Origin of the sequence: Nostoc sp., from assembly GCF_035638895.1 — a bacterium.
Classification (GTDB): domain Bacteria; phylum Cyanobacteriota; class Cyanobacteriia; order Cyanobacteriales; family Nostocaceae; genus Nostoc.
In genome coordinates this window covers 1-6,411 of record NZ_DASQZC010000635.1, presented here as the reverse complement: position 1 = coordinate 6,411, position 6,411 = coordinate 1, and the positions used below count along the sequence as shown (strand labels likewise).

Genomic DNA, 6,411 nt, shown 5'->3' with positions numbered 1-6,411 from the left:
CGGCGACGCAGATGAGCCAAAGCTTGATGCTCTAACTGGCGGACGCGTTCACGGCTGAGATTCAATCTCTCACCCACTTTCGCCAATGACATTTCGTTACCATCTTCTAAACCAAAGCGCAGGGCTAAAACTTGTCGCTGTTGCGGAGTTAGTTCTGCTAGCAGGTTGTTCAAGTCTTGGCGTAAGAATTCCTGGTTGGTGTAATACTCTGGTGATGGGCCATCATCTTCGAGCATTTCTTGCAACTCAGTATCCTGGTTATCGCCAACTTTAACATCCAAAGATACTGGTTGACGCGCCATGTTCAGGTACTCGCGGATCTGAGCAGGTTCTATTTCCAGTTCTTTGGCAATTTCGGCTGGAGTAGGCGATCGCCCCAAGGTTTGAGCCAATTCGCGCTGCACTTTCTTGATTTTATTCAGTTTCTCGGTAATGTGGATCGGTAAGCGGATGGTACGACCTTGTTGAGCGATCGCACGGGTAATCGCTTGGCGAATCCACCAGTAAGCATAGGTTGAGAACTTATAACCCCTCATTGGGTCAAATTTCTCTACACCACGCTCTAACCCTAGTGTTCCTTCCTGGATTAAATCCAGAAACTCCATATTCCGCTTTTGGTACTTTTTAGCAATAGCAACGACCAAGCGCAAATTCGCTTCGATCATTTTTTGCTTCGCTCGCTTCCCTTGCGCTACCGTTTGTTGAATCTCGGTTTCCGATTGTTGAACGTGGTCAGCCCACTCTGACATATTCGGTTCGCGGTGCAGTTTCTTCGCCAAAGCTTCTTTGGCGTCGATGAACTTCATCATTTGTTGCACTTGCTTTCCATAGACAATCTCTTGTTCACGGGTTAGCAGTGGTACACGACCAATTTCTCGCAGATAGGTTCGCACCATATCAGCCGTAAATTTGGTGTTGAGGTTTTCCGTTTGGGTGTTGACAGTAGGCATTGATGTGTTATCCTCTACTCCGTAAACACAATGTATTGTTTCTTACTAAAATCGATGGAAGAAAGGTAGTACATCTATCACGAAATATCGGGAGCTATCAAAAGTAATTATCAATTGATATAGACGTTGTTCAGACGTAAACTCCCAATGATAGGTTCCCCTACCTTCCCTAAATTTTCAATCTCTTAAATTTTCAATTTCTATATAAGCACGCTGGTTGTTTTGGAGAATTCTTCTTTTAGGCAGTTACTAATAGCAACTGGAAATCCGAAGTCGGTATGAGTTCCCTTTACTTTATAGTACGATAAATCAGGCAAATAGTAAAGTACTTTAAGATAAAATCTTTAATTATAATTCAAAATTGCCGATTTGCAACAAAAAAATAAACTTCCTTGAAATTACTGACTATATCTATAGTGACGCTAAAAACCTCTCTTCTGTTGCCAAAACTAGCCGGATAACCGAACTTAATTTCCTGCGAAAATGGAGGGATGTTACGAATTAGGGATTTGTCATTAGTCATTTGCAAAGGACATAGGACAACTGACAAATGACTATCTAGAATCCCAGGTCAGCTTTGGCTAGTTCAGCAGCAGCGAATACTTCTGCGTCAGGTTTTTCTTCCCAGGCTGGCTCACCAATTTCTTCGTAAAAAGTTGCGTCGTAAGGACGGGTACGTACTACTACTGGCATAGGAACAGCATGACCCAAAATTAAAGCTTGTTGCTTAGAGTCTAACTTTGCCAATACCGATCGCAGTCCACCACCACCAGATACACCCGTAAAAATTGCGTCAATGTCTTTTTCATCATTAAGCAAAGCGGTAATTCGAGTCCCAATCTGGGACATGACTTCATTATCAATACCCGATGGACGTTGATCAACTACCAAAAGTGTGACGAAATACTTTCGCAGTTCCCTGGCGATAGTCCCAAAGATAGTACTTTGTACTATAGCCGGGTCAAGGAAACGGTGCGCCTCTTCAATAGTAATCATCAATGGCGTGGGGCGATCGTTCGGGTTCTTGCTTTGCAGGAATTTATCTGCTTTTTTGACGTAATGCTCATGAATACGTCGGGTGATCATATTCGTCACCAACATATAAGAGAGCATATTAGACTGGGAACCAAATTCTATCACAACATTCTTCCCAGCTTCCAGACACTGAACAATTTTACTAATATAATTCTGGGGGCAAACCGCTCGCATATACTTCAAGCTATCCATCCGCAAGAGTTTGCGCTGTAATGCCATAATCGAGCCTTTGTGCCCGCGCTTCTCGTCGCAGAACATTTCGATTTCTTCGTTAGTCATGTTCAGCAACTGGACAATCCAAGACTTCCCAAACTCGCTATATAGAATATTGGCGTTATCCAGGGCTGCGTCAGAGAGTCCTAAATCTCGGCTACATAACTTAATATCTTCAACTTCAATTTGCTCGTAACTCAAATAAAGTTCTTGAGCATCACGCACACCCCGGCGCTTTGTCGATTCTGGGTCGAGGGTGTAAACTTCTACTTTGCTAGGAAATAATTGCTTTAAACCCTTAACAGTACTGACGTTCTTCCCTTCTGCAACGGCTTCCCAGCCATACTCAGAGTGCATATCAAAAATCAAGTTTACTGCTGCATTTTTACGGATAACGCCAGCTAAAAGTAACCGTGTTAGAAAGGATTTACCAGTACCAGATTTCCCAAAAACCCCATTACTCCGTTCCACGAAGCGGTTTAAATCGATGCAAACGGGCACATCCATATCCAAAGGTTTACCGATGGAAAAATTACGCCTTTGGGGGTCATCTTCCCAACCAAATACCCGGCGAAAATCGTCAACACTTGCATCGTAAACTTGGCTAAAGTGGCTAGGAATAGTTTTAACAGGCAACAATTCCATCGTAGTACTGGTTTGTGGCACAAATGAAGCCAAACCCTTCACTGATGGGAGGAAGGGATTTGTCGATTTGCCGTTTGTTGGGGAGAAAGATTCTTCCGATTCGGGAGTGAACATCAACATCGGCGCGAGGTTGATAGTACCATAAGTACCACTTCCGGCTAAAACATCTCGTAAAAAAGTGTCTTCCCAACTAGGGGGACTGGCAATAATTCGGGCATTAGCAGCCCCCAATGCTACATCTGTCAGCATACAAAAAAAGCGCGATCGCATCCCTTGCACAACAAGAAATTTACCCACCCGCATATCTTCCACAGAAATGTCAGGATGCAATCGTACTTCTAAACCTTCAGTTAGAGAACCTTGAATAACCGAACCTAATGGCTGTTCTGAATTCATTTTATTGGTCATTAGTTATTAGTCATTAGTCATTAGTTATTTTCCCCCATGCCCAATGCCCAATACCCAATGCCCAATGCCCCTTATTAGTCAATCTGAATCGAGGTTGGCGCACTTCCCGTTGGGGGAGTGGTACTGATTAATGGTTTGCGGAATTGGGCGTAAAGGCGATCGCGCCAGGTAAAGAATGGTGCATAATCTATATTCTCTGAAAAGATTGGTAATCCTTTACCTCTAATAGAAGCTGGCAAATCCAGATAGGGACCAGAGGGGAACTTGAGCAATATCGATAAGCCAGCTACTGCCAAGTCAGCTAAAGTTGGCTCATCTCCTGTTAAATAAGGACTGTCTGCCAATAATAACGTTACCGCTTCCAAGTCTTGTTTTAAAGATGCGATCGCTGACTGGATAATATCTGGACTATAACCTACGCCAAAACCTAGCACTGTCAGTAAGTCAGTGGGTACTCCCCCGACCAGACTTTTAAATATATCTGGTGTTGAGGTGGGTAATAAAGACTTGCGGAAATTTTGATCTTGACTTATGGCTGCAAATAGTGCTTTGCGACCTTTTATGCCTATAGACTCATCCGCCCATTCTTCTATTAATAAAGTTAAACCCCGTTTTTTGGGATCTTGCGGTATTATTGGGCGATCGGGATATTCTAAGTCTAAATACTTAGCTATTTCCGTAGAATCGGCAATATATCTATTCCGATCCTTTAATACCGGGACTTGTTTCTGACCAGTCAGCCGGAATAGTTCTACCTGTCCAATCCCAGGCGTAACCTCTATTTTGCGGTAATTTAGTCCTTTAAAATCTAGAATTAGGCGCACTTTCTCTGAGTATTGAGATAGTTCCCATTGGTATAATTCCAGCATGTTGTATACCTTATAACTGGTCAATTTCTTAACTTTACAATTGTATCTTTAGTTAAAGTAATTTTTCTTTACATTAGTTGCTTTTTGTTTATCTAATTGAGATTATGATTGAACTTATACCTGATTTTTACCAAAATCATCAATTTAAAAAATATTATTTTCTGATTAAAATATTAAATAATTAAATTTGCCATACATAAATCAACTTAACCGCTCCCTGTAAGTCTTCAGCAGTTAGTTTAATTTCCGTCTCTGTTTAGACTAAGTTAAGATATCTAGGTAATTAATTTCTCTACTTTTGCTGAATAATCAATGGTTAATTCAGAGATATCCCCTTATTACTTATGGGGTTGAGTACTTTTTAATCATCTAATAGCTCACGTACAGCCTTGTATATAAATTGGCTTTTAAATAAGTAAAATATTACTCACAATTTATTGTAAATCATATCTTGTAGATGTAATATTTTCACACTTTCTGAGAGTTGACACTATAGCAAGTTAGGCTTTTTAACTCTTTTTGGCATAAATAAAAAATATACTCATTACATAAAATATGTGCTAAATATATTTCATCATTCTCAGGGTGAGCCGATGTTTTATATTTTACCTGATCAGCACAAACCCTTGTGGGAAAATTTTTCTACCCTCTTTGGTTAGATTTTGTGCATAGCAAAATGTTATAAATCTTTATGTAATGTGTGGACAAAAAGACAAACAAAATTTATGAAGACAAGTTACAGCAAATTGCTGATCACGTTGGCAGGCATAGCAGGATTTGGTAGTTTCAGCCTTGTTATTACTTTACCATCTGAAGCTAAAGAGTCCCTAAATCCTAACCCCAGTATTTTCAACGAAGCTCCCTATAACAAGGGTCAACGTCTTCAAGTAAACACTCAATACACACCTGATGAAGCTACTTCCGTAATGGAAAAAGGCAATACCAAACCTAAACAAGTAGCGCAGAAAGGTAGTGTAACAAATCCCAGACCAAGTATTTTCAACGAGCCGCCCTATAACCGTGGTGGTAGCGTTACACCTACTGAACCAAGACCCTCTACCCCAGGAACTCAACCCACTGATACACTTCCTACAACTCCATCAGCACCAGGAGCAACGGGCAATCAAGGTAAAACCTTGTTAGGGTTGGCAGAGTCAAACGCTTCTTTTAAAACCTTAACTAGGGCTTTGAAAGCAGCAGGGTTAACTGGAGCTTTACAAGGCAAAGATAACTTAACCATTTTTGCACCTACTGATGCAGCTTTTGCTAAGTTGCCACAAGATGCTTTGCAAGAATTGTTAAATCCAGCCAACAAAGAAGTATTGATCAAGATTTTAACTTACCATGTAGTACCTGGTAAGGTATTGTCTACTGATTTAAAGTCTGGTGAAGTTAAAAGCCTTGAAGGTGGTGCAATCAACGTTAAAGTTGATCCTGCGACTGGTGTAACTGTCAATGATGCTAAAGTGACACAGGCAGATATCACAGGCACTAACGGTGTTATCCACGCAATTGATCAGGTAATTTTGCCTCCTGACTTGTAGTTTTTAGGTACAAGTACAACTTGTAGCAGACTAGGTTGGCATTAAATATTAATAGGAAAAAACCCCGTTCAGATGTTAGTTTTGGACGGTTTTTTTGTAATAAAAGTGAGTTAAATTGGCAACCCCGCCTACAAATTAGAGCAGATTGATATTAAGTTCGGCTAATCACTTATCATTAAAATCTCTTTGCGCCCCCCTGCTCTTGCGTCAGCCTAAATGATAAGTCTTTATATGACGCATACCAGACAGAAACAATTCATGTATTCTTAAAGTAATCTCAACAGGAAATGGAGAAAGTTATGACTACCGTAACCCAAATGAAATGCGCCTGTCCGACTTGCCTGTGTATCGTTTCACTTGAGGATGCTATTAAAGAAGACGGCAAAAACTATTGCTCCCAAGGCTGTGCTGAAGGTCACAAAACCATTAAAGGCTGTAGTCATGGAGGCTGTGGCTGTTGATTAGTTAAGAAATTTAAATGTAGGGTGCGTTAGCTGAAAGCGTAACGCACCATCAACAATTCAAGGTACTTACTTTCAGCTAACACAATGCCAGTTGCTACAACGGAGAAACAAGCTAAACCTTTCGTAGAGAAGCTGGGTATTTTTTATCGAAGAGGACAAGGTGATGGGGAGACAAGGAGACTTGGGGAATTGTCTCCCCATCCCCAAGTCGTGCGGCAACGCCCAAGGGTTTAAGACCCCCACCACTTTTTGGTGGACTTGAATCAGGTGGGGTCTGAATCCC

The 6,411-nt window shown here is 41.1% G+C and carries 5 protein-coding genes; 2 read left to right on the top strand and 3 right to left on the bottom strand.

Annotated features, from left to right (window positions below):
- The 3 genes from VE944_RS30575 to VE944_RS30565 all read right to left on the bottom strand — a co-directional run.
- On the bottom strand, positions 1-950 hold a 950-nt coding region (locus tag VE944_RS30575), incomplete at its 3' end, for an RNA polymerase sigma factor, RpoD/SigA family (protein ID WP_324986444.1).
- Positions 951-1,508: 558 nt separating this feature from the next.
- Positions 1,509-3,239 carry an ATP-binding protein gene (locus VE944_RS30570; RefSeq protein WP_324986447.1) on the bottom strand — a complete coding sequence of 577 codons (1,731 nt, stop codon included), beginning with the start codon at positions 3,237-3,239 and terminating at the stop codon, positions 1,509-1,511.
- An 86-nt stretch (positions 3,240-3,325) separates the two neighbouring features.
- Positions 3,326-4,120 (bottom strand): glutathione S-transferase family protein, encoded by a 795-nt coding sequence (locus VE944_RS30565; protein ID WP_324986441.1) that lies wholly within the window; start codon positions 4,118-4,120, stop codon positions 3,326-3,328.
- A gap of 725 nt (positions 4,121-4,845) precedes the next feature.
- On the opposite strand from VE944_RS30565, the gene VE944_RS30560 reads away from it, so the two are divergent.
- Both VE944_RS30560 and VE944_RS30555 read left to right on the top strand, forming a co-directional pair.
- A complete protein-coding gene (locus tag VE944_RS30560; protein ID WP_324986438.1) occupies positions 4,846-5,664 on the top strand; it encodes a fasciclin domain-containing protein in 819 nt (272 codons plus the stop codon).
- A 299-nt stretch (positions 5,665-5,963) separates the two neighbouring features.
- Positions 5,964-6,125, top strand: a complete 162-nt coding sequence (locus VE944_RS30555; RefSeq protein WP_229554569.1) for a metallothionein — start codon at positions 5,964-5,966, stop codon at positions 6,123-6,125.
- Positions 6,126-6,411 lie beyond the last annotated feature (286 nt).